Source organism: Gordonia aquimaris, assembly GCF_026262595.1.
GTDB classification, from domain to species: domain Bacteria; phylum Actinomycetota; class Actinomycetes; order Mycobacteriales; family Mycobacteriaceae; genus Gordonia; species Gordonia tangerina.
Genome location: NZ_JAPKFM010000002.1, coordinates 202,037 through 223,401 on the forward strand (window position 1 = coordinate 202,037; position 21,365 = coordinate 223,401).

General features: G+C 67.5%; 19 protein-coding genes. 15 read left to right on the forward strand and 4 right to left on the reverse strand.

Translation table 11 applies throughout. From position 1 onward, the window contains the following. Positions 1 to 33: 33 nt before the first annotated feature. The 6 genes from OSB52_RS02855 to OSB52_RS02880 all read left to right on the forward strand — a co-directional run bounded on the left by OSB52_RS02855 (position 34) and on the right by OSB52_RS02880 (position 5,567). Positions 34 to 1,716 (forward strand): bifunctional uroporphyrinogen-III C-methyltransferase/uroporphyrinogen-III synthase, encoded by a 1,683-nt coding sequence (locus OSB52_RS02855; protein WP_235724104.1) that lies wholly within the window; start codon positions 34 to 36, stop codon positions 1,714 to 1,716. A 30-nt stretch (positions 1,717 to 1,746) separates the two neighbouring features. Beyond that, a complete protein-coding gene (gene hemB / locus OSB52_RS02860) occupies positions 1,747 to 2,724 on the forward strand; it encodes a porphobilinogen synthase (protein ID WP_266060076.1) in 978 nt (325 codons plus the stop codon). Positions 2,725 to 2,784: 60 nt separating this feature from the next. Further along, on the forward strand, positions 2,785 to 3,456 hold the full coding sequence (locus tag OSB52_RS02865) for a hypothetical protein (protein WP_266060078.1): 672 nt from the start codon (positions 2,785 to 2,787) through the stop codon (positions 3,454 to 3,456). Next, entirely contained in the window at positions 3,443 to 3,868 is a 426-nt protein-coding gene (locus OSB52_RS02870) for a hypothetical protein (protein ID WP_235724101.1), read from the forward strand. Before OSB52_RS02865 ends, OSB52_RS02870 begins: the two co-directional genes overlap by 14 nt. Beyond that, positions 3,865 to 4,497 carry a transport-regulating membrane protein Mce1N gene (gene mce1N / locus OSB52_RS02875; protein ID WP_266060080.1) on the forward strand — a complete coding sequence of 211 codons (633 nt, stop codon included), beginning with the start codon at positions 3,865 to 3,867 and terminating at the stop codon, positions 4,495 to 4,497. The genes OSB52_RS02870 and mce1N overlap by 4 nt, the downstream gene beginning before the upstream one ends. A 143-nt stretch (positions 4,498 to 4,640) precedes the next feature. Next, positions 4,641 to 5,567 carry a type IV toxin-antitoxin system AbiEi family antitoxin domain-containing protein gene (locus OSB52_RS02880; protein WP_266060081.1) on the forward strand — a complete coding sequence of 309 codons (927 nt, stop codon included), beginning with the start codon at positions 4,641 to 4,643 and terminating at the stop codon, positions 5,565 to 5,567. Between the two features lie 113 nt (positions 5,568 to 5,680). Here the strand turns inward: OSB52_RS02880 and OSB52_RS02885 are convergent, their stop codons facing one another. Further along, positions 5,681 to 7,711, reverse strand: a complete 2,031-nt coding sequence (locus OSB52_RS02885; protein ID WP_235724099.1) for an acyl-CoA dehydrogenase family protein — start codon at positions 7,709 to 7,711, stop codon at positions 5,681 to 5,683. Positions 7,712 to 8,220: 509 nt separating this feature from the next. Between OSB52_RS02885 and OSB52_RS02890 the strand changes: the two genes are divergently transcribed. The 4 genes from OSB52_RS02890 to OSB52_RS02905 all read left to right on the forward strand — a co-directional run bounded on the left by OSB52_RS02890 (position 8,221) and on the right by OSB52_RS02905 (position 12,096). Next, positions 8,221 to 8,919: a GAF and ANTAR domain-containing protein gene (locus OSB52_RS02890; RefSeq protein WP_235724098.1), complete on the forward strand. Its 699-nt coding sequence runs from the start codon at positions 8,221 to 8,223 to the stop codon at positions 8,917 to 8,919. 48 nt (positions 8,920 to 8,967) lie between these two features. Continuing rightward, complete coding sequence (locus OSB52_RS02895) at positions 8,968 to 9,672, forward strand: TetR family transcriptional regulator (RefSeq protein WP_235724097.1); 705 nt, start codon at positions 8,968 to 8,970, stop codon at positions 9,670 to 9,672. 125 nt (positions 9,673 to 9,797) lie between these two features. Then, positions 9,798 to 10,961, forward strand: coding sequence for an acyl-CoA dehydrogenase (locus OSB52_RS02900; protein ID WP_235724096.1), 1,164 nt, complete (start codon positions 9,798 to 9,800; stop codon positions 10,959 to 10,961). Between the two features lie 244 nt (positions 10,962 to 11,205). Then, positions 11,206 to 12,096: an endonuclease domain-containing protein gene (locus OSB52_RS02905; RefSeq protein WP_266060082.1), complete on the forward strand. Its 891-nt coding sequence runs from the start codon at positions 11,206 to 11,208 to the stop codon at positions 12,094 to 12,096. A 123-nt stretch (positions 12,097 to 12,219) separates the two neighbouring features. Here the strand turns inward: OSB52_RS02905 and OSB52_RS02910 are convergent, their stop codons facing one another. The 3 genes from OSB52_RS02910 to gabT are packed head-to-tail and all read right to left on the reverse strand — an operon-like array spanning position 12,220 to position 15,661. After that, positions 12,220 to 12,777, reverse strand: a complete 558-nt coding sequence (locus OSB52_RS02910; protein ID WP_266060083.1) for a YdcF family protein — start codon at positions 12,775 to 12,777, stop codon at positions 12,220 to 12,222. A 20-nt stretch (positions 12,778 to 12,797) separates the two neighbouring features. After that, positions 12,798 to 14,267 carry an NAD-dependent succinate-semialdehyde dehydrogenase gene (locus tag OSB52_RS02915; protein WP_266060084.1) on the reverse strand — a complete coding sequence of 490 codons (1,470 nt, stop codon included), beginning with the start codon at positions 14,265 to 14,267 and terminating at the stop codon, positions 12,798 to 12,800. 41 nt (positions 14,268 to 14,308) lie between these two features. After that, positions 14,309 to 15,661: a 4-aminobutyrate--2-oxoglutarate transaminase gene (gabT, locus tag OSB52_RS02920; RefSeq protein ID WP_266060085.1), complete on the reverse strand. Its 1,353-nt coding sequence runs from the start codon at positions 15,659 to 15,661 to the stop codon at positions 14,309 to 14,311. A 136-nt stretch (positions 15,662 to 15,797) separates the two neighbouring features. On the opposite strand from gabT, the gene OSB52_RS02925 reads away from it, so the two are divergent. From OSB52_RS02925 to OSB52_RS02945, 5 genes are all read left to right on the forward strand, one after another. Next, complete coding sequence (locus tag OSB52_RS02925; protein WP_266060087.1) at positions 15,798 to 17,297, forward strand: PucR family transcriptional regulator; 1,500 nt, start codon at positions 15,798 to 15,800, stop codon at positions 17,295 to 17,297. Continuing rightward, a complete protein-coding gene (locus tag OSB52_RS02930; RefSeq protein ID WP_266060088.1) occupies positions 17,294 to 18,196 on the forward strand; it encodes an SGNH/GDSL hydrolase family protein in 903 nt (300 codons plus the stop codon). Before OSB52_RS02925 ends, OSB52_RS02930 begins: the two co-directional genes overlap by 4 nt. 175 nt (positions 18,197 to 18,371) lie before the next feature. Next, a complete protein-coding gene (locus OSB52_RS02935; RefSeq protein ID WP_266060089.1) occupies positions 18,372 to 19,250 on the forward strand; it encodes a DUF559 domain-containing protein in 879 nt (292 codons plus the stop codon). A gap of 147 nt (positions 19,251 to 19,397) precedes the next feature. After that, the gene (gene hemL / locus OSB52_RS02940; protein ID WP_235724088.1) at positions 19,398 to 20,717 is read left to right on the forward strand and encodes a glutamate-1-semialdehyde 2,1-aminomutase; all 1,320 of its coding nucleotides are present in this window, start codon (positions 19,398 to 19,400) and stop codon (positions 20,715 to 20,717) included. A gap of 15 nt (positions 20,718 to 20,732) precedes the next feature. Further along, positions 20,733 to 21,362, forward strand: coding sequence for a histidine phosphatase family protein (locus OSB52_RS02945; RefSeq protein ID WP_235724087.1), 630 nt, complete (start codon positions 20,733 to 20,735; stop codon positions 21,360 to 21,362). Positions 21,363 to 21,365: the final 3 nt, after the last annotated feature.

Consider the following 21,365-nt stretch of genomic DNA (forward strand, 5'->3'; position numbering starts at 1 on the left):
AGCTCCGAACCAGGGGCAGGAGAGTGCGAACTCATGAGCCGTACGAAAAAGGTCAATCCGGGACGGATCCTGTTCGTCGGATCGGGTCCGGGAGATCCCGATCTGCTGACCGTGCGTGCCCGCAACGCCATCGAGAAGGCGACCACCGCTTACATCGACCCTGACGTGCCTTCCGGTGTGGTCGAGATGCTCGGCGCGGCCCATCGTGACGAGGCAGCAGAACAACCGCGGTCGGGTCGGGGCGCCAAGAAGACCGCGCCGACCAAAAACGGGTCGGCCGCCGACGAGAACGCGAAAGCCGACGACACCACGCCTGCCGGTGACGACGCCGAGGCGGCCGAGGATTCGGTGGTGCACCCCGCGCTCGGCGATCCCGCCGAGGTCGCCAAGACGCTCGTCGCCGCCGCCAAGGCCGGCGAGGACGTCGTCCGCGTCGTCTCCGGTGACCCGCTGACCACCGATTCGGTGCTCGCCGAGGTCAACGCCGTCGCACGCACCTCGGTGCAGTTCGAGGTGCTGCCCGGCCTGCCGGCCGCTGCGGTGGTGCCCAGTTACGCAGGCATGCCGCTGGGTTCCACCCACAGCGAGGCCGACGTGCGCGCCGAGGGCGTCGACTGGGCAGCGCTGGCCGCCGCGCCGGGCCCGCTGGTGCTGCACGCCACCGCCGGTCACCTCGCGGAGACCGCCAGCGCGCTCACCGAGCACGGCATGGCCCCGCAGACGCCGGTCGCGATCACCGTCAACGGCACCACCTGCGCGCAGCGCACCATCGAGGCAACGCTGGCCACCCTCAACGAGCAGGGCAATGCGCTGGTGGGTCCGCTGATCCTGACCGTCGGCAAGGTCGTCGGTCAGCGCGGCAAGCTCTCCTGGTGGGAGTCGCGGGCGCTGTACGGCTGGACCGTGCTGGTGCCGCGGACCAAGGACCAGGCCGGTGACATGAGCGAGCGGCTGCGCAGCCACGGCGCCATCCCCAAGGAGGTGCCGACCATCGCCGTCGAACCGCCGCGGAGTCCGGCCCAGATGGAAAGGGCCGTCAAGGGTTTGGTCGACGGACGCTACCAGTGGGTGGTGTTCACCTCCACCAACGCCGTGCGCGCTGTGTGGGAGAAGTTCGCCGAGTTCGGTCTGGACGCTCGCGCGTTCTCCGGTGTGAAGATCGCCTGCGTCGGTGAGGCCACCGCAGAGAAGGTGCGCACCTTCGGTATTCAGCCGGAGCTGGTGCCGTCCGGTGAGCAGAGCTCGCTGGGGCTGCTCGACGACTTCCCGCCGTACGACGACGTGTTTGACCCGGTCAACCGAATCCTGTTGCCGCGCGCCGACATCGCCACCGAAACGCTGTCCGAGGGGCTGCGGGAACGCGGTTGGGAGATCGACGACGTGACCGCGTATCGCACGGTGCGCGCCGCTCCGCCGCCCGCCGAAACCCGCGAGATGATCAAGACCGGTGGTTTCGACGCCGTGTGCTTCACCTCGAGTTCCACGGTTCGCAACCTGGTCGGCATCGCCGGAAAGCCGCACGCACGCACCATCGTTGCGTGCATCGGTCCCAAGACGGCCGAGACGGCGACCGAATTCGGTCTGCGGGTCGACGTGCAGCCGGAGAACGCGTCGGTGCACGAACTGGTCGACACGCTTGCCGAGCACGCCGCCCGGTTGCGCGCCGAGGGTGCCCTGCCGCCGCCGCGCAAGAAGTCGCGCCGGTCGCGGTCCTGAGGTCAGGCCCGGCACGCGAAGGAGTACCACATGGCACCGGTGATCCGTCCCCGTCGGCTGCGATCCACGCCCGCGCTGCGCCGGCTCGTCGCCGAGACCACCCTCGGGCCGCAGGACTTGGTCCTGCCGATGTTCGTCGCCGACGGCATTGAGGCGCCGCGGGAGATCTCGTCGATGCCCGGCGTCGTCCAGCACACGTCCGATTCGCTGCGCAAGGCCGCCGAGGAGGCCGTCCGTGCCGGCGTCGGCGGACTGATGCTGTTCGGCGTGCCCGCACCCGACGACAAGGACGCGGTGGGCACCTGTGCCGACGACGACTACGGCGTGCTCAACCGGGCGCTGCGCACGCTGTCCGACGACCTCGGCGATGCGACGGTGCTCATGGCCGACACCTGCCTCGACGAGTTCACCGACCACGGGCACTGCGGCGTCGTCGACGCCCGTGGCCGCGTCGACAACGACGCCACCCTCGACCGCTATGTGTCGATGTCGCTGGCCCAGGCCCGCGCCGGTGCGCACCTGCTGGGGCCGAGCGGGATGATGGACGGCCAGGTCGCCGCCATCCGCGCCGGCCTCGACGCCGCGGGCTTCACCGACACCGGCATCCTCGCCTACGCAGCGAAATACGCGTCGGCGTTCTACGGGCCGTTCCGCGAGGCGGTCGGCTCGTCGCTGCAGGGAGACCGGCGCACCTATCAGCAGGATGCCGCCAACCGGATCGAATCCATGCGCGAGATCCGCCTCGACATCGACGAGGGCGCCGACCTCGTGATGGTGAAGCCCGCCATGAGTTACCTCGACATCGTCCGCGACGCCGCCGAAATCGCCGACGTCCCGGTGGCGGCCTACCAGATCAGCGGCGAGTACTCGATGATCACCGCCGCCGCCGAACGCGGCTGGATCGACCGCGACGCCGCCGCGATGGAGTCCCTCGTGTCGATCAAGCGGGCCGGGGCGTCGATCATCCTCAGCTACTTCGCCACCGAGGTCGCCGCCCGCCTGCGCTGAGGGCCTGTCGCGCATCAGCGGGTGGATGGCCGATGCGTCCGATTCACTACCCTGGGAACCATGACCGCTCCACATCAACCGGCGCCGACGGACTCGGGTGCCCCACCCGCACGGCCCGATTCCGTCGCCATCGCCGCCGAACTCTGGGTGGTGGTGATCCTCGGTCAGATCATCGCCTTCATCGGCCAGTACCCGACGCTGCGGGATGCCTGGGACCGGCAGGTCAATACTCTTCCGGCCGACACCCCGCGCGAAGAACTCGACGTGCTCAACTCGTCGGCGACCCTCATCGTCGTGCTGGCGTTGTTCGGACTGGCGCTGACGGTGGTGTCGGCGGGGCTGGTGTGGCTGACGCGCAACGGCTACAACTGGGCCCGCATCATCATCGCCGCGGCGGGGGTGTTCCTCGCGGTCAATCTGGTGTTCATGATCTTCGGGGACATCGACCCGGTGTGGGTGATGGTCCCGATGGTGCTCAGCGGTGTCGCAGCGATCGGTGCGTCGGTGTTGCTGCTGCGTCGCGAGAGTGAGCAGTACTGCCGTGACATGTCCGAGCACCGTCGCCGGCCCACACCGCCGCCGATGCCGCCGGGCCCGCCATCCAACGGTGGTCAGGGATATCGGCCGGGACCGTCGTCGTGGACGTATGGTGGCGGACAGCACAACGTCGGCGACTCCCATCCGGACCGCCCACATCCGAACGAAGGAAACAGATCCCGTGGCGAGTCCTGACCCCGCACTGCGACCCAAGCAGGTCTCCTGGGCCTACCGGTGTTGGACCATCAGTGGTGGTCTATTGGTGGCCCTCGGCGTGCTCTACGTGGTCATCGGGGTCGTGATGTCGGGCCCCACGTTGCTGCCCGTCGGAATCGGGGTCATCGTCGCTGCCGTCGGGGTGGCCTTCATCATGCTGGGCAGCAAGGCATTTCTCGGTGACGCGCGGTGGCGGTCGTCGTTGGCCGCACTCACCCTCGTCGTCGTCGTGATGCTGCTCTTCCTGAGCTTCGGCATCCCGATACTCGCGTTCTCCCTGCTGGCCGCGGTCGTCGGCCTGTTCGGATCGCTGTTGGCGTTCCGCCCGGAGTCGGAGACCTGGTACGCGACCGACGACCCGGATACTCCGTCGAACCCGACCCGCTCGTGACCGACGCCGACGACTCGCGCGAGACCCCCGAGCCCGAGACGTCCGAGCCCGAGACCCCCGAGGCCGAGACGTCTTACCGGGACGACGTGGACGCCCCCGACGACACGAGCCCCAGTTCGGGTTCATCCGACGATCCATCCGCCGACGAGCCGGTCGACGAGGGCGAGGTGCTCTTCTACGAACCGGGCGGCAGCTGGTGGGTGACGGCGATCGGCCCGGTGCTGATCGGCGCGGTCCTCGCGATGGAGATCTCCGGTCCCGGGCAGGTGCACTGGTTGGTGTTGGGGATTTTCGCGGTGATCCTGATCGGCTTCTCGGTGGTGCAGGTGCACGCCGCGCGCACGCACGTCAGCGTCCGCCTCACCGAGGCGACGTTGCGGCAGGGCACGCAGGTGGTGCCGCTCACCGACATCGCCACCGTCTTCCCGGCCAACAACGGTCCCGAGCACCAGGACTGGGAGAGCGCCCGCGCGCTCGGCGAACTCCCCGCCGTGCCGCGGCGCCGCAAAGGTGTCGGCGTGCGTCTCGCCGACGGCACCGTCCGGCAAGCCTGGGCCCGTGACGTCGACCGATTCCGCACCGAACTCACCGAAGCCCACCTCGCCGCGCACCTCCGCCGCGACACCTGATCCGCGGGACCCGCGCCGCCCCGGCCGATCGCAACCACATGGGGAACTGACATCCACACAGGTTGTAACCCCCGTGAATGACAGTTCCCCATGTCGTTGGGAAGTCGATGGAGCCGATCCGGGCCTTCGCGCGTCCAAAGGACATGACGCAACCAACTCCCGACCACCACGGCATCATCTACCGTCGCGCCGCCCTCGACGAGGGATACACCGACAAGCAACTGAATCGTCGTGTCGACGACGCGACGATGACCCGCATCTGGTCCGGTGCGTATGTGCTCAACACGGGCGAAACCCGCACACCGGAGGAACTGCACCGCCTCACGGCGATCGCCGCGGTCACCTCGAGTCCGGACAGCGGCTTCGCGCTGAGCCATCAGTCCGCCGGTGTGCTACACGGACTGTCCCTGCTCACCCCGCAACTCGACCGCGTGCATCTCAGTACCGGGTATGCCACCGGCGCGCGGCTGGAAAAGCGTCGCCACCTGCACTCGGGCGCCCTCGACGATGCCGACACCGTCGTCGTCGACGGGATTCGCGTGACGTCGCTGGAGCGCACCGTGGTCGACATAGCCTGCAGTGTCGGCTTCGCCCAGGCACTGGCCGCATTCGACTCGGCGCTACGCAACGGCGCAGACGCGGCCGTCATCGCCGAATATCTCGAGGGACACAAACGTGGTGTCGGACAGGCGCGGCGAGCGCTCGCCCACGCCGATCCGGGTGCGGAGAACGCGGGCGAATCGTGGGGGAGAGCGCAGCTGATCTGCGGCGGGTTGCCGACCCCGCGGCTGCAGCACGAGTTCTACGACGACAAGGGTGTCTTCGTCGCCCGCACCGACTACGACTGGTTGGGCAAGCTGGCGGCCGAGTTCGACGGCATGGCCAAATACCAGCGGTACCTCGCCGACGGCGAAACGGCTTTCGACGCCATGCGCCGGGAGAAGGAACGCGAGGACGCGTTGCGGCGCCTCGGCGTCATGGTCGTCCGGTGGGTCTGGGAGGATCTGCGCCGCAACCGCGTCGTCCCGATGGTGCGCGAGTGGCTCGACCGCCTCGGCATCGCCGCGTGACGTCGGGGCCCCCGATGGCAACCACATGGGGAACTGGCATCCACACAGGTTGCAACCACCGTGGATGTCAGTTCTCCGTGTGGTTGGGCCCGATCCCGAGCCGGCCGCGGGCGTCAGCCGTTGCGCAGCATGGGCGCGGCCAGCAATTCTTCGGGGATGCCGAAGGCGTCGACGAGGGTGCGCGCATGCGGGCGAAGCTCCATGCACAGCTCGTTGACGCCACGTCGGATGGCCTTGGCCCGCTCCACCGACACGTGACGGTGCATCAGGAACCACGAGATGTCGTCCTCGAGAGCGGAGTAGACGAACAGATCGCACACCTTGCCGAGGAGTTCGGCCGCCGACCGCGAATCACAGTCCTCGATGCCCTGCACGAACGCTTCGAGCACCAGCCGTTCGGTGCGCGCCCGTCCCACCTTCAACAGATGATCCTGAGCGTTGTTGAACACCTCGAACGGGTCGTTGTCCTCGTCGGTGGCGCGCCGCAGCCGCTGCGCGCAGGTCCGCACCAGATGGTCCTCGCGGTTGCGGAACAACCGGAGCTGGGTACCGCGGTTGGTGAGGTTCGACTTCTCGGTGTCCTCGTCGGAACTCTCCAACAGCGTCTGCACCACCTGGCGCACCGCCGTCTTCTCCACCACCACATCGCGGGCCATGCTGGCGATGAACTTCACCCAGCCGCCGGCCGACAATCCCTGCACATCGTCGGCGTAGGCCGACAGCAGTTCCTTGGCGACGAGTTGGGTGAGCACCGTGTTGTCGCCCTCGAAGGTGGTGAACACGTCGATGTCGCCGCGCATGATCGAGAGCTGGTTCTCGTCCAGATAGCCTGCGCCGCCACATGCCTCACGACTCACGTTGATAGCGTTCGACGCGTGCCAGGTGGCGTAGGCCTTCAATCCTGCTGCGGCGCTCTCCAGTTCACGCTGTCGACCGGCGTCAGAGTCGTCGGGAGCCGACTGCACCTCATGCAACTCCTCGGTGAGCTCGTTCTGCGCGAACGCCACCGCGTACGACTTCGCGATGAGCGGCAACAACTTCCGCTGATGACCCAGGTAATCCATGACGATGATCTCGTTCTCGGCGTCGGGGGCCTCGAACTGCTTGCGGATCAACCCATATCGAGTGGCCAGCGCAAGCGCCTTGCGGCCCGCGGCACCGGCGGTCGCCGCGACGCTCACCCGACCGCGGATGAGGGTGCCGAGCATCGTGAAGAAGCGTCGGTTCGGGTTGTCGATCGGCGAGGTGTAGGTGCCGTCGGCCTCCACGTCGGCGTACTTGTTGAGCAGGTTGTCGGCGGGCACCCGTACCTGGTCGAACATGATGCGGCCGTTGTCGACGCCGGCGAGCCCGCCCTTGTAGCCGCAGTCGCTGGTGGTGACGCCGGGCAGGTCGTTGCCGTCGGCATCGCGGATCGGCACCACGAAGCAGTGCACGCCGCGGCTCGACGGCTCCTCGCCCGGGCCGGCGGTGATCAGCTGGGCGAAGACCGCCGCGACCGTCGCATGTTGCGCCGCGCCGCCGATGTAATCCTTGCGCGCCGACGGCGTGGGGGAGTCGATGATGAACTCGCGGGTCTCGGGGTCGTAGGTGGCGGTGGTCTCCAGCGCCTGCACATTGGACCCGTGCCCGGTCTCGGTCATCGCGAAACAGCCGAGCAGATCGAGGCTGATGATGTCGGCGACGTAGCGGTCGTGGTGGCGCGCGGTGCCCAGGTTCTCCACCGCCCCTCCGAACAGTCCCCACTGCACGCCGGCTTTCACCATCAGCGAGAGGTCGGCGTAACCGAGCATCTCGATCGCGGTGATCGATGCGCCGACGTCGCCGGTCCCGCCGTGGTCCTTGGCGAACCCGGCGGCCGAGAAGCCGCTGCTGCCCAGCTCGCGCATCTCCTCGAGCATGCGGGCGCGGGCCTCGTCGAGCGTGCGGGACGGGTCGGGTAGCAGGTCGGCGCGATCGGAGTTGCTGCGGACCATGTCGCGGGTGGATCGCCACGGGCCGTCGAGGACGAAGCGAAGGTTGTCGACCAGCAGGGCGCGCTCGTCGGCGGAGAGGTCGTCGGTCGGCGGGGCGACGGATTCCGGGTCGTCGCGGACGGTGTCGTCGGCGGATGGGGTGGCTGGGCTCTCGGTGGATGTCGCCATGTCTCCACGTTACGGACTCTTCGACGGGCCGTTGACATGTTTGTGACGCTCACCGCTGCGGCCGGCCCTCGCAACAACCGATTGTCGGCAACTCGTGGGTGACGATGCTATTTTCGACCACGTGCACAGCGTGTGCTGCTCGTCGGCGGGTGGTGGGCAGCCTCGGCGTTCAGGAGGTGGAAGCTGTGTTCGGATCGGATCACTGCAGTGTAGGGGTGCCGCGCGACCACGCCCGGTACCACGCGGGCGTACCTGCCCGCGGCCCGCGCGATGCGGTCACTCGACGATTGACAGCCGGCTCCCGTTGGCATCAGGTCACCCTCCTCGCCACACCTCCTCCCGCCACGCCCGGTAACTGAGACGTCCCGCGTACCCGATCGACGGGAAGCGGCGCCCAGTCGACCATCCGATGATGGTTCGGCATCGAAGTCAGCTGTGGGTAGCAGGTTGCCTCCTGTCCCAAGCCGCCGGCGAGGCGGACGACGGGGGTGCTCAGAAGAGGAACGACGATGAACAACCAAGTTCACCACTCGATCGCAGACCTCGCGCGACGACTGCACGACATGCCCGAGGCATCAGGCCACGACGACGGGCCGCTGCGGTCGGTGACCGCTGCCGCGATCGCGAATGTGCCCGGCGCACGGCACGCGGGCGTGCTGCTGGTCGACAAGAAGCGCAACTTCGAGACCATCGCCCCGACCGGTCCGGTGATGACCGAGGTGGACCGCATCCAACTCGAGACCGGCGAGGGTCCGTGCCTGCAGGCGGCGTGGAGCCACCAGATGGTGCTGATCAACGACATCGCGGGTGACCCGCGCTGGCCTGCGTTCTCCTCTCGGGTCGTCGATCAGACCCCGGTCCGCGCCGGATTGTCGTTCCACTTGTTCACCCACAAGGGGACGATCGGCGCGCTGAACGTGTTCGCCGACGAGGTGGATGCGTTCACCGCAGAGTCCGAGGAGGTGGGGTTGATCTTCGCCACGCATGCCGCCCTCGCGCTCGGGGCCGTGCGCGAGCAGCACGATTTCCGCAGTGCCCTGGCCAGCCGTGACACCATCGGGCAGGCCAAAGGCATGCTGATGGAACGGTTCTCGATCGACGCGGTGGCCGCGTTCGAGTTGTTGCGCAGGCTCTCGCAGGACACCAACACCCCGCTGGTGGAAGTCGCCCGCCAGGTCATCGATGCGGAGAAGCCCGTCCGGTCGTAGGTGAGCGATCGCGACGGCCATCCCCGCGAGTCGCGCATAATCACTCCCATGCCGAGCGCACCACCCGACACCGACGACCCGATCGACTTCCGGGTGCACGTGGTCGCCGAATCGATCCGCCTGTTCGCCGAGCAGGGCTACGAATCGACGACCGTCGAGCAGATCGCCGCTGCCGCAGGCATCTCCCGACGCACCTTTTTCCGCCAGTTCGGCGCCAAGGAAGACGTCATCTTCGCCGACCACGAGTCCCTGCTCGAACTCGTGGCAGCGCACCTGTCCGACGGGCCCGAGGCCGACCCGTACGAGTCGGTATGCACCGCAGCCGAACTGGTGTTCCTACACTTCCGTGACAGCAGGATGATGGCGGTCCGGCGCCTGCGCATCGTCCAAGGGGTTCCGGCGCTGCGCGACCGCGAACTGGTCACCACCTACCGCTATCAGCGACTGTTCGAGGACCACTTGCGTGCCCGGTTGCCCGAGGAGTCGCCGGCACAGCTCATCGGCTACGCCGCCGCCATCACCAGTGCACACAACTACTTGCTGCGAGCGATGATCCGCGGCGACGAGAACGCGACACTCGAGCATCTGCGCGATGAGCTGCGGCAGCTGCGTCGCACGTTCACCCGTCGGGAGGTCGACGCCGGGGCCGACGCGGTGTCGGTGATCACGCATCCTGCCGGGATGTCGCCGGAGGAGATCGGCCACCGGGTCGTCGAACAACTGCGTGCGCAGCGGCGAGATCGCGGACAATGAGGGAGTCCAGGCCGACATCGACCCACGTTCGTTCGACAATCTTTGGCACTTAGTGCCGCGGATAGCTACACTAAACTAAATCCTTGGCACGCGGTGCCACGTCAACGAGCTACAAAGGAGTGATCATGGCGTTCGGTAACCCCGACTTCAACGTCTTCGAACTGCCCGAAGAGCACGTCGCACTGCGTGAGGCGATCCGGGCTCTGTCCGAGAAAGAGATCGAGCCGCATGCGGCCGATGTCGACGAGAACTCGCGGTTCCCGCAGGAGGCACTCGATGCCCTCGTCGCGTCCGGCTTCAACGCCATCCACGTGCCCGAGGCCTACGACGGTCAGGGCGCCGACTCCGTCGCCGCGTGCATCGTCATCGAAGAGGTCGCCCGCGTGTGCGCGTCGTCGTCGCTGATCCCGGCCGTCAACAAGCTCGGCACCATGGGTCTGATCCTCAACGGCTCCGACGAGCTCAAGAAGCAGGTGCTGCCGTCGATCGCTTCGGGTGAGGCGATGGCGTCCTACGCGCTGTCCGAGCGTGAGGCCGGCTCCGACGCCGGGTCGATGAAGACCCGCGCCCGCAAAGACGGCAACAACTGGGTGATCAACGGCTCGAAGTGCTGGATCACCAACGGCGGCAAGTCATCGTGGTACACCGTCATGGCGGTCACCGATCCGGAGAAGGGGGCCAACGGCATCTCGTCGTTCATGGTCCACAAGGACGATCCCGGCTTCACCGTCGGTCCGCTGGAGAAGAAGCTCGGCATCAAGGGCTCGCCCACCGCCGAGCTGTACTTCGAGGACTGCACCATCCCCTCCGACCGCATCGTCGGCGATGAGGGCACCGGCTTCAAGACCGCGCTGCAGACTCTCGACCACACCCGGCCCACCATCGGTGCGCAGGCCGTCGGCATCGCGCAGGGCGCGCTCGACAAGGCCATCGAATACGTCAAGGACCGCAAGCAGTTCGGGCAGTCGATCAGCAAGTTCCAGGGCGTCGAGTTCATGATCGCCGACATGGCGATGAAGGTGGAGGCCGCCCGTCTGATGGTCTACACCTCGGCTGCGCGCGCCGAGCGCGGCGAGGGCAACCTCGGGTTCATCTCCGCCGCGTCGAAGTGCTTCGCCTCCGACGTCGCGATGGAGGTCACCACCGACGCCGTGCAGCTCTTCGGCGGCGCGGGTTACACCCGTGACTTCCCCGTCGAGCGGATGATGCGCGACGCCAAGATCACCCAGATCTACGAGGGCACCAACCAGATCCAGCGTGTCGTGATGAGCCGCGCCCTGCTGCGCTGACCCGCGCCGTCCTCCTTGCGAGGGCGCCCCGTCGACCCCGTCGACAGGGCGCCCTTTCTCGTTGAGCGGGCGCCGAAGCCTTGAACCCACCCGTTGACTGGGCGCCGTTTTCCGTCGAGTGGGCGCCGTTTCTCGTTGAGTGGGCGCTGGTCCGGGTCGAGTGAGCGTTGGTCCGACATCGGCCACACCTCAAGATTCGGCGATATCGATGGAACCCCCGTGCCGGCTGGTGCGTCGAAGATGCATGACATTTGAGCACCAGGCGACACCCCGCACCATCTCGCGCAAGGATGCGCTCACCGATCTCGGGTTGACCCCCGAGCAGTTCGCGGCGGAGTTCACCGTGCTGCGCGGCAACAACCACCTGCATCGCGGTCAGCTCATGACGGCGCAGCAGCGGATCATCACCGTCGTAGACCAGGCTCATGGCGATCCCGTGATCGCCGGCGAGTCCGCGCTGATCATGTATGGCAGCCGCTGGCACGACGACGATTTCACAATTGAGCTCATCCGCGGGACATCCGCATCGGGTCGCCCCGCGCGGGGGACGGTCACGCGCCGACTCGACCTTCCGCCATCCGAGATCGTCGAGATCCAGGGAAGGAAGGTCACCTCACCGCTTCGTACGGCATTCGACCTCGGACGTCAGCGATCGCGCATGCAGGCGATCGGTGACCTCGACGCGCTGGCCGCGGTCGTTCCCCTTGACCTGGACGAACTGATGGCCTTCGCCGTGAAACACAAGAGATCCCGATACGTCAGGGTGCTGCGGGAGCTGATTCCGCTGATCGATGGGCGTGCGGAGTCGCCTCGGGAAAGTGCGTTGCGACTCTTCATGCATGACGTCGGACTACCCAAACCCGATCTGCAGGTGGAGGTGCGCGACGAATCCGGAAAGGTGATCGCCAGATGTGACCTCGCGTACGGGGCCGCGAAGATCGCCATCGAGTATGACGGCGAGGCCTATCACTCGACGCCGGAGCAGCTCGCGCACGATGGTGTGCGGACCGTGGCACTGGATCGGTTGGAATGGAAGGTCATCCGGGTCACCGCGAAACGACTTCGTTCCGAGCCCTTTGCGGTGGTGGAAGAAGTCTGGGATGCACTCCGTGCGCGGGGCTTCTACTTCTGCTGATACGTCCGGCGAACGTATGGCGGTGCACATTCGATCGAAAACAGCGCCCACTCAACGGGAAACAGCGCCCACTCAACGGGGAACAGCGCCCAGTCAACGGAGAACGGGGCAAGGGGGCGGGGATCAGGCGTAGGCTGGTCGGAACTCCAGGCGTGCATGCTGTTTGCGCGCCGCGGTGCGGAAGTCGTTGAGGGCGCGTCCCATGTGGAAGCCGTTGGTCACGATCAGCGCACCGGTGGCGCCCATGTGTTTGAGCATCGCCACTGTGTTCGTCGCGTTGGCGACGGTGCTGGTGGAGGCCGCCTCGTTGATCATCTGCCATACCGGCACCCCGCGCCGCAGCAGACCGACATTCATGAACTGGGCCTCCGACACCGGCAGCCACCAGGTGTTGCCGCCGGACACGATCATCCGGTTGAACGGATGCGACAACGCCAGGTTCGCTGCCACGTTCATCCGCTGCTCCAGGATGGCCGGCGTCTGGCCGAATGTGCCCATCTTGGCGCCGAGCACCACGATGTAGCGCGTCGGGGGGCTCTGCCACAGGAAGATGCTGTTCGGCGAGAACAGGTCGGCACTCCCGGCGCCCAGACTTCCGGTGTCTGCGCGCGCGGGAGCGGCGACGGCCACGCTCAGCGTGGTGAGAATTGCGATGATTAGTGCGGCCACCCGAACACGCATGGCACGAGTGTACCCATTTGTCAGGTCAATGCGATGTACTTCACCGACAGGTACTCCTCGATACCCTCGCTGCCGCCCTCACGGCCGATACCCGATTGCTTGACCCCGCCGAACGGTGCCGACGGATCGGAGATGACGCCGCGGTTCACGCCGACCATCCCCGATTCGAGCCCTTCGGCCACCCGCATGCAGCGTTCCAGGTCGCGGCTGTAGAAGTACGACGCCAGTCCGTACTCGGTCGAGTTGGCGGCCTTGATGGCGTCGGCCTCGGATTCGAAGGTGCTGATCACCGCGACCGGACCGAAGATCTCGTCGCGCGTGACCGGCGCGTAGGCGTCCACCTGATCGAGCACCGTCGCCGGGTAGAAGTAGCCCTTTCCCTCGGGGACTTTGCCGCCCAATCGAACCCGCGCACCGCCCGCGATCGCGCCGTCCACCATCTCGGCGACCTTGTCGCGCTGCTTGGCGCTGACCAGCGGGCCCAGGGTGACACCCTCGTCGTATCCGGCGCCGAGTCGTACCGCCGCCATCTTCTCGGTGAGCTTCGCGGTGAACTCCTCGGCCACCCCGGACTGCACCAGGAATCGATTGGCGGCGGTGCACGCCTCCCCGCCGTTGCGCATCTTCGCCAGATACGCGCCCTCGACTGCGGCGTCGATGTCGGCGTCGTCGAACACCAGGAACGGCGCGTTGCCACCGAGTTCCATCGACGTGCGCTGTACCCGTTCGGCGGCTTGTGCCATCAGGTTGCGGCCGACCGGCGTCGAGCCGGTGAAGCTGATCTTGCGGATGCGGTCGTCGGTGATGATCGCCGACGACACGTCGCCGGCATTGCTGGTCGGCAACACCGACAGCACCCCGGCGGGCAGGCCCGCTTCGGCGAACACCGACGCCAGCGCCAACATGGTCAGCGGGGTTTCGTGCGCGGGCTTGACCAGCATGACGTTCCCGGCGGCCAACGCCGGACCGATCTTGCGGGTGCCCATCGCGAGGGGGAAGTTCCACGGCGTGATCGCCAACGACGGCCCGACCGGCGCATGCGACACCAGGATTCGGCCGTTGCCCGCGGGCGCGGTGGCGAACCGGCCGCCGATGCGGACGGCCTCCTCGGCGAACCAACGCAGGAACTCGGTGCCGTACTTCGTCTCGGCCTGACTGTCGGGTAGTGCACGCCCGAGTTCCAGCGTCATCAGCATGGCGATGTCGTCGGCCCGGTCGGTGAGCAGTCCGAATGCGCGGCGCAGGATCTCGCCGCGCTCGCGGGCCGGGGTGGCGGCCCAGTCGTCGGCGACTGCCGCAGCCTTGTCGAGGGCGCGGCGCGCATCGTCCACGCCGGCGTCGGCCACCGAGGTCAGTGGCTCCTCGGTGGCCGGGTCGTACACGGTGAATGTCTCGCCCGACGACGCCGGCACCGATTCGCCATCGATCCACAGCCCGGTCGGTACGTTGTCCAGCACGGTGCGCGGGTTGTCAACGATGGTGTCAGTCATCAGATCTCACTTCCTTCGAAATGTTCTGTGCAGAATGTGACTCACGCGGGGGTGAGGGCCTCGTCGAGGATCTGCAGGCCCTCGCACAGCAGATCGTCGTCGATGACCATCGGAGGCAGCAGCCTTAGCACGTTGCCATAGGTGCCGCAGGTGAGGACCACCACTCCGCGGGAGAGTGCGTGCGCCGCAGCCGCCTTGGCCAGTTCCGGATTGGGCTCGGTGGTACCGGGTTTCACCAATTCGACGGCGATCATCGCTCCGCGACCGCGGATCTCGCCGATGACGTCCTGGCCGGTGGCGGCGAGACGTTCTGTGGTTGCCGACAACGACGCGAATGCGATCTCCCCGATGTGGCGCGCACGTGCGTTCAGATCGAGGGTCGACATCTGTTCGATCGTGGCCAACGCGGCGGCGCACGCGACCGGATTGCCGCTGTAGGTGCCGCCGAGCCCACCGGGGTGCACCGCATCCATCAGGTCGGCGCGGCCGGTGACCGCCGACAACGGCATGCCGCCGGCGATCCCCTTGGCGGTGGTGATCAGATCCGGGACCACGCCTTCGTCTTCGCTGGCGAACCACGCACCGGTGCGGCAGAACCCGCTCTGGACCTCGTCGGCGATGAACACCACGCCGTGCATTCCGCACCAGGCGGCCAGCGTCGGCAGGAAACCCGGTGCGGGCACGATGAAACCGCCCTCACCCTGGATGGGTTCGACGATGACCGCGGCCACACTGTCGGCGGTGAGCTGGGTGTCGATCATGCCGATGGCGCGGTAGGCGGCGGCAACTCCGTCGGTCCCCGCCGGATCCCGCAGTGGGTAGCTCATCGGCATCCGGTACACCTCAGGCGCGAACGGGCCGAAATCATGCTTATAAGGAATGGATTTCGCGGTGAGCGTCATGGTCAGGTTGGTGCGGCCGTGATAGGCGTGGTCGAAAGCGACCACCGCGTTGCGCCCGGTCGCCAAGCGCGCGACCTTGACTGCATTCTCTACCGCCTCTGCGCCCGAGTTGAACAGCACCGTTCGCTTCTCGTGATCGCCCGGGGTGAGTTCGTTGAGCTTTTCGGCGACGGCCACATACCCCTCGTAGGGGGTGACCATGAAGCAGGTGTGGGTGAACCGGTGCGCCTGTGCGGCGACGGCGTCGGCAACCGCCGGGTTGCTGGCTCCGACTCCGGTGACAGCGATTCCTGATCCCAGGTCGATCAGTGAGTTGCCGTCGGCGTCGACGATGATGCCGCCATCGGCGTCGACCGCGAACACCGGCGTGGCCGACCCGAGTCCGGCCGCGACCGCGCGGCGCCGACGCTCCGTCAGCGCGACCGACCGCGGGCCGGGGAGCTCGGTGACAAGATGCCGCTTCTGCGGTAACCGGTAGGGGATGGCGGTCATCACGTCCTCATTCCGTCGATGGTGTCAGGCGCTGCTTACGACCCCAGTCTTCGCCGACAACCCGATCGGGGTGACCTGCCAATGTGTACAAGTCGGTGAACATTGCACTCCATGGTGTCCAGGTAGGGTGGTGGGCATGACGACGGTGCGCTGGCTGCTGGCCCAGCGACGTCTCCGTCTCACGCTGCGCGGCGGGGTGGCCGGCCTCGATCGGCACGTCGACTGCGTGATGACCAGCGAACTGACCCAGCCCGGCGAATGGTTGTCCGGCGACGAGGTGCTGTTGACCACGGGGCTGCGGCTCGGTGACCCGACGATCTGGCGCGACTACCTCGAGCGTCTCGATGCCGTCGGCGTGGCGGCGGTCGGAATGGGTGTCGGTTTCGAGTTCGACGCGGTGCCCGCCGGCATGGCGTCGGTCGCCGACGAGCTGGGGCTACCGCTGTTCGAGGTTCCGCTGCCGGTGCCGTTCTCCGCGATCACCCGCGCCGTGCTGGATCAGATCGCCGCCCAGCGATCGTCGCGGCTGTTGGCGGCCACCAAGGCGCAACCGAAGATGACCCGCGCGGCCGCCTCGGGTGGGTCGACGGCGGTGATCCGGGAACTCGCCGACGCGGTGGGGCAGAAGGTGGTGCTGCTCGACACCGGCCTGGCCGTGGTCGCCAACGCACCCGGCTCCGTGTCGTCGGCAGACCTGAACCGGTTGCGCGATTTGGTGATTCGTGACCCGGCGTCGGCGGCGGCGGTCACGGTGACCGATGATGCCACGATCACGGTGTCCCGGGTCGGCTCCGGCGGACGAACCTTTGGACACCTCGGCACGGTGGGACGCACCGCCCTCGACGACGTCGCGCGGATGCTTGTCGGTCACGCGATCTCGCTGCTGGCCATCGAGCACGCGAAACCACGCCAGCTACGCCGCGACCTTGTCGAGTTGCACACCGACACACTGGCATCGGCGCTCGACGATCCCACCGAGCGAGTTGGCGTACAACGTATTCTGGCGCGGGCTGCCGACCCGTCGGGACGGGTGCGGGCGCTGGCGTTGCGCTTCGGAGGCGACGACGCGGCCACCCGCGGGCAGCGCCTGCTGATCGACGAGCTCGACGACCGGTGGCACGCGGTCTTCGTGCATCGCGACGGACCGGAACTGATGGTGCTGCTTCGCGGCGACGATTCCACCGAGCTCGCGACCACCCTGTTCGCCGTCGTCAACTCCGCCGGTCCGGTCGGCGGCGGGGTGGGCACGGTGACCGATGTGCGCGACGTCGCCGACGCCGTCCGGCAGGCGAGGCTGGCCTGCCGATCCGCGGCCGTCGGTCAGCTCGCCGATCTGCACGGCACCCGGTCGCTGCTGACCGTCGACCCCGTGCGTCGAGCGCTCGCTGACGCACACGCCCAGCGGCTGGCCCCCGTGCTGAACCACGACGCCGAACACGGGACCGAGCTACGAGCGACCCTGTTGGCCTACCTGGAAGCCAACGGCAACTGGGGTGTCGCCGCCGCGACGCAAGGTGTGCACCGGCACACGCTGCGCCACCGGGTCGAACGAATCGAGGATCTGTTGGATGTGGACCTGGCCGACGCCCGCATCCGTGCCGAACTGTTGTTGATGTTGTTGGGAGCGCACGAATGAGAAAGGCTGTGGCCGCAGGGATCGCGGCGGTGGCGGTGGCCGTCGCCGGCTGCGCCGACGACATCGACGACTCCGCGGCACCGAGTGCAACCCAGACGTCCCCGTCGGTGAGCGCCTCCACCGCAACGGGCACCGACCAACTACACCTGGTGAACCTGGGCGACAGCTTCTCCGCCGCGGCCGGCGTGCAACCCCTGGTCGCCGACTCCCCGGTGATGTGCCTGCGATCCTCGCGCAACTTCGCGCACGTGCTCGCCACCGACGCGGGCTATCGACTGACCGACGTCAGCTGCAGCGGCGCCGACACGGCGGATTTCGAGTCGGCCCAATACGACGGCGTACCACCACAACTGGATGCACTCACCGACGAGGCCGACATCGTCACGGTGATGATCGGCGGCAACGACAGTGACCTCTACAGCACCGCGATCCGCGAGTGCGCCGACCTCGCCGCCCGCGATCTGTCCGGATCACCGTGCGCGGGCACCCGAGGCTCCGAGTACGTCGACATCGTCGAGAACCAGACCGCGCCGGCACTTCTCGAAGCGTTGCAAGCGGTACGCGACAGAGCGCCGAACGCCGAGATCCTGGCGGTTGGGTATCCGTGGATCCTGCCGCCCGCCGACGGCTGCTATCCCGCGATGCCGGTCGCGACCGGCGATGTCACGTATCTGCGTCAGCTGCAATCGGTTCTGAACGCCGCTCTACAGCGTGCAGCCGAGCAGACCGGAGCGCGGTTCGTCGACATGGCGCCGGCGTCGGAAGGCCACGACGCGTGCGCGCCGGTGGGGCAGCGGTGGATCGAACCGCGCAACGGTGCGTCGGGGGCGGCGCCGGTCCACCCGAATGCGGCCGGGCAGCAGGCCATCGCCGACGCAGTGGCTACGGCGCTGGAGTAGTCGTATGCAGCCGCGGTCTCAGGGGGTGGGGCCGACAATAATTGTCGGCGGCCACCCCTGCTGCCGCAGCTGTATTCGGCGTCGGTAGTCCACAGGTCGGGTGCGGGTCCACAGAACCACACACCGCTATGCGCGGAACCCGATTACGGCCGGTTTCGTCGGCATGCTCGACCTCATGATGGAGATCGATGAGCACTACGGCGTAGTGTCCTGGTCCGAATTGCGTTCGCGTGCTGTGACTCTCGCACACCTGCGGCGTGCGATGAGGGAGGAGAAGCTGCGCAGGCTGCGACGTGGCTGGTATGCGACGCCGACTGCGGATGCGATGGTGGTCGAGGCGGTGGCTGCCGGGGGAGTGTTGAGTTGTCTGTCGGCGCTGAAGCTCCATGGTGTCTGGGTGCCCACGCACACCAAGAAGGTCCACGTCCGGGCTCGGGAGTCAGCGCACCGACAAGGGCGCAGTGGCCGGTTCTGCCTGGGCTACGGGTCGCCCGAACCGGAGGTGTCCGCCGTCGACGACATCCGAACCGCTTTTCGCCACGCACTCAAATGCCTCGACGACGAAGGCATCGTCGTGGTGTGCGACTCCATCCTCAACAAGGCCCTGCTCGAACGCTGCGACCTGGAATCGCTCATGGCGTCGGCCCCGCGGCGGATTCGCCGACTACTTGACCGGTGCGATGGCAAGGCGGAATCCGGCACGGAGACGATGGTGCGGCTGCGGTTGCAGCTCAAAGGCGTGACGGTGCGCTCACAAGTGCAGATCGCGGGGGTCGGTCGTGTCGATCTGCTGATCGGCACCCGACTCATCATCGAGATCGACAGCGAGGAATTCCACGACCGCAGCGCCGAACAGCGCGAGAGGGACCGCCGACGCGACGAGGAAGCAACCAGACTCGGTTACGTCACGGTGCGGTTGAGTTATAAGCGCGTGGTCGAGGAGTGGGCGGAAGCAGAAAGGACCATCCTCGATCTGGTTCGCCGACGTGAGCACCGCAAGAAGCTACCGACCGGCCGGCGCCGACGTCGTCGGGCGTCTCCACCTGCAGGCTGAGCAGGTTGCCGCGACAACTATCGTCGCCGACGTCCTATGTCGCCGCAGGCGGATACGGCCGCAGCAACCGTCACCGACATCACACTCTCCCTGAGAACCGGCTGAACGATTTTGGCCCTCACGAGGCCATTTGGAACACTGGTCCCCGTGACCCGATCCGCTGAAGTAGCCGCGAACTCTGCCGCGCTGTTCCGACGCGCCACCCAGGTCATCCCCGGCGGGGTCAACTCCCCGGTCCGGGCGTTCTCCGCCGTCGGTGGCGATCCGCGCTTCATCGCCTCGGCGCAGGGTTGCCGACTCACCGACGTCGACGGCAACGAGTACATCGACCTCGTGTGCTCCTGGGGTCCGATGATCCTCGGCCACGCGCACCCCGCCGTCGTGTCCGCCGTGCAGCAGGCTGCGGCCGGCGGACTCTCCTTCGGTGCGCCCACCTCGTCGGAGATCGAACTCGCCGAGGAGATCATCGACCGGGTCGACCCCGTCGAGCAGGTCCGGCTCGTCAACTCCGGGACCGAGGCCACCATGTCGGCCATCCGGCTCGCCCGCGGCTACACCGGGCGCAGCAAGGTCATCAAGTTCGCCGGCTGCTACCACGGCCACGTCGACGCCCTGCTCGCCGACGCCGGGTCCGGCGTGGCCACCCTCGGCCTGCCCACCTCGCCGGGCGTGACGGGAGCCTCCGCCCACGACACACTCGTGCTGCCGTACAACGACCTCAAGGCCGTCGCGAAGGCGTTCGAGGAATTCGGCGACGACATCGCCGCGGTCATCACCGAGGCCGCCGCCGGCAACATGGGCGCGGTCGCCCCGCACGACGGATTCAACGCCGGCCTGCGCGAACTCACCCGACGCCACGGCGCGTTGCTGATCATGGACGAGGTGATGACCGGCTTCCGCGTCAGCCCGTCCGGTTGGTACGGACTCGAAGGGGTAGGCGGCGACCTCTACACCTTCGGCAAGGTGATGAGCGGCGGGCTGCCCGCCGCTGCGTTCGGCGGACGTGCCGACGTGATGGAACGACTCGCACCGACCGGTCCGGTCTATCAGGCGGGCACACTGTCGGGGAATCCGGTGGCCGTCGCCGCCGGTCTGGCCACTCTGCGCACCGCCGACGCCGACACCTACCGCGCACTCGACGACAACGCCGACCGCCTCGCCACGCTGCTGACCGACGCCCTCGACGCCGCCGGTGTGGCCCACCGGGTGCAGCGCGCGGGCAGCATGCTCAGCGTCTTCTTCACCGACTCTGGCGACCCGATCGTCGACTACCCGGGCGTCAAGGCCACTGAGACCTGGCGTTTTGCTCCGTTCTTCCATGCACTGCTCGAACGTGGTGTCTACCCGCCGCCGAGTGCGTTCGAGGCCTGGTTTGTGTCCGCGGCGTTGGACGACGATGCTTTCTCACGTATCGCCGATGCACTGCCGGCAGCCGCGCAGGCCGCTGCCGCAGCGGTCCAGAGCTGACCCGGGGGAGACACGATGACCAACACGATCGTCCACATGATGCGCCATGGGGAAGTGCACAACCCCGAAGGCATTCTCTACGGCCGGCTGCCCGGCTTCCGACTGTCCGACACCGGACGCGCCCAGGCCAACAAGGTGGCCGGCGCTCTCGCCGACCACGACGTGACTGCCGTCTTCGCCTCGCCGTTGCAGCGGGCGCAGGAGACGGCCACCCCGATCGCCGGCGCGCACGGACTCGAGATCATCACCAACGACGAACTGATCGAGGCCGACAACGTCTTCGAAGGACTGAAGGTGTCCGTCGGCGACGGCGCGCTGAGCAAACCGCGGCACTGGCCCAAGATGCGTGATCCGTTCACCCCGTCGTGGGGCGAGCCCTACATCCAACTGGCCCATCGCATGCTGGCCGCAGCCAACAAGGCCCGCGACGCCGCTCGTGGCCACGAAGCCGTCTGCGTCAGCCACCAACTGCCCGTCTACACACTGCGCCGCTTCCTGGAAGGGCAGCGGCTGTGGCACGACCCTCGCCGGCGGCAGTGTTCGCTGGCGTCCCTGACCAGCCTGATCTACGAGGGCGATGCGCTCGTCGACATCATCTACTCCGAGCCCGTGGGGGCCTCGGACCCGTTGGCCACCGGGGCGTGACCG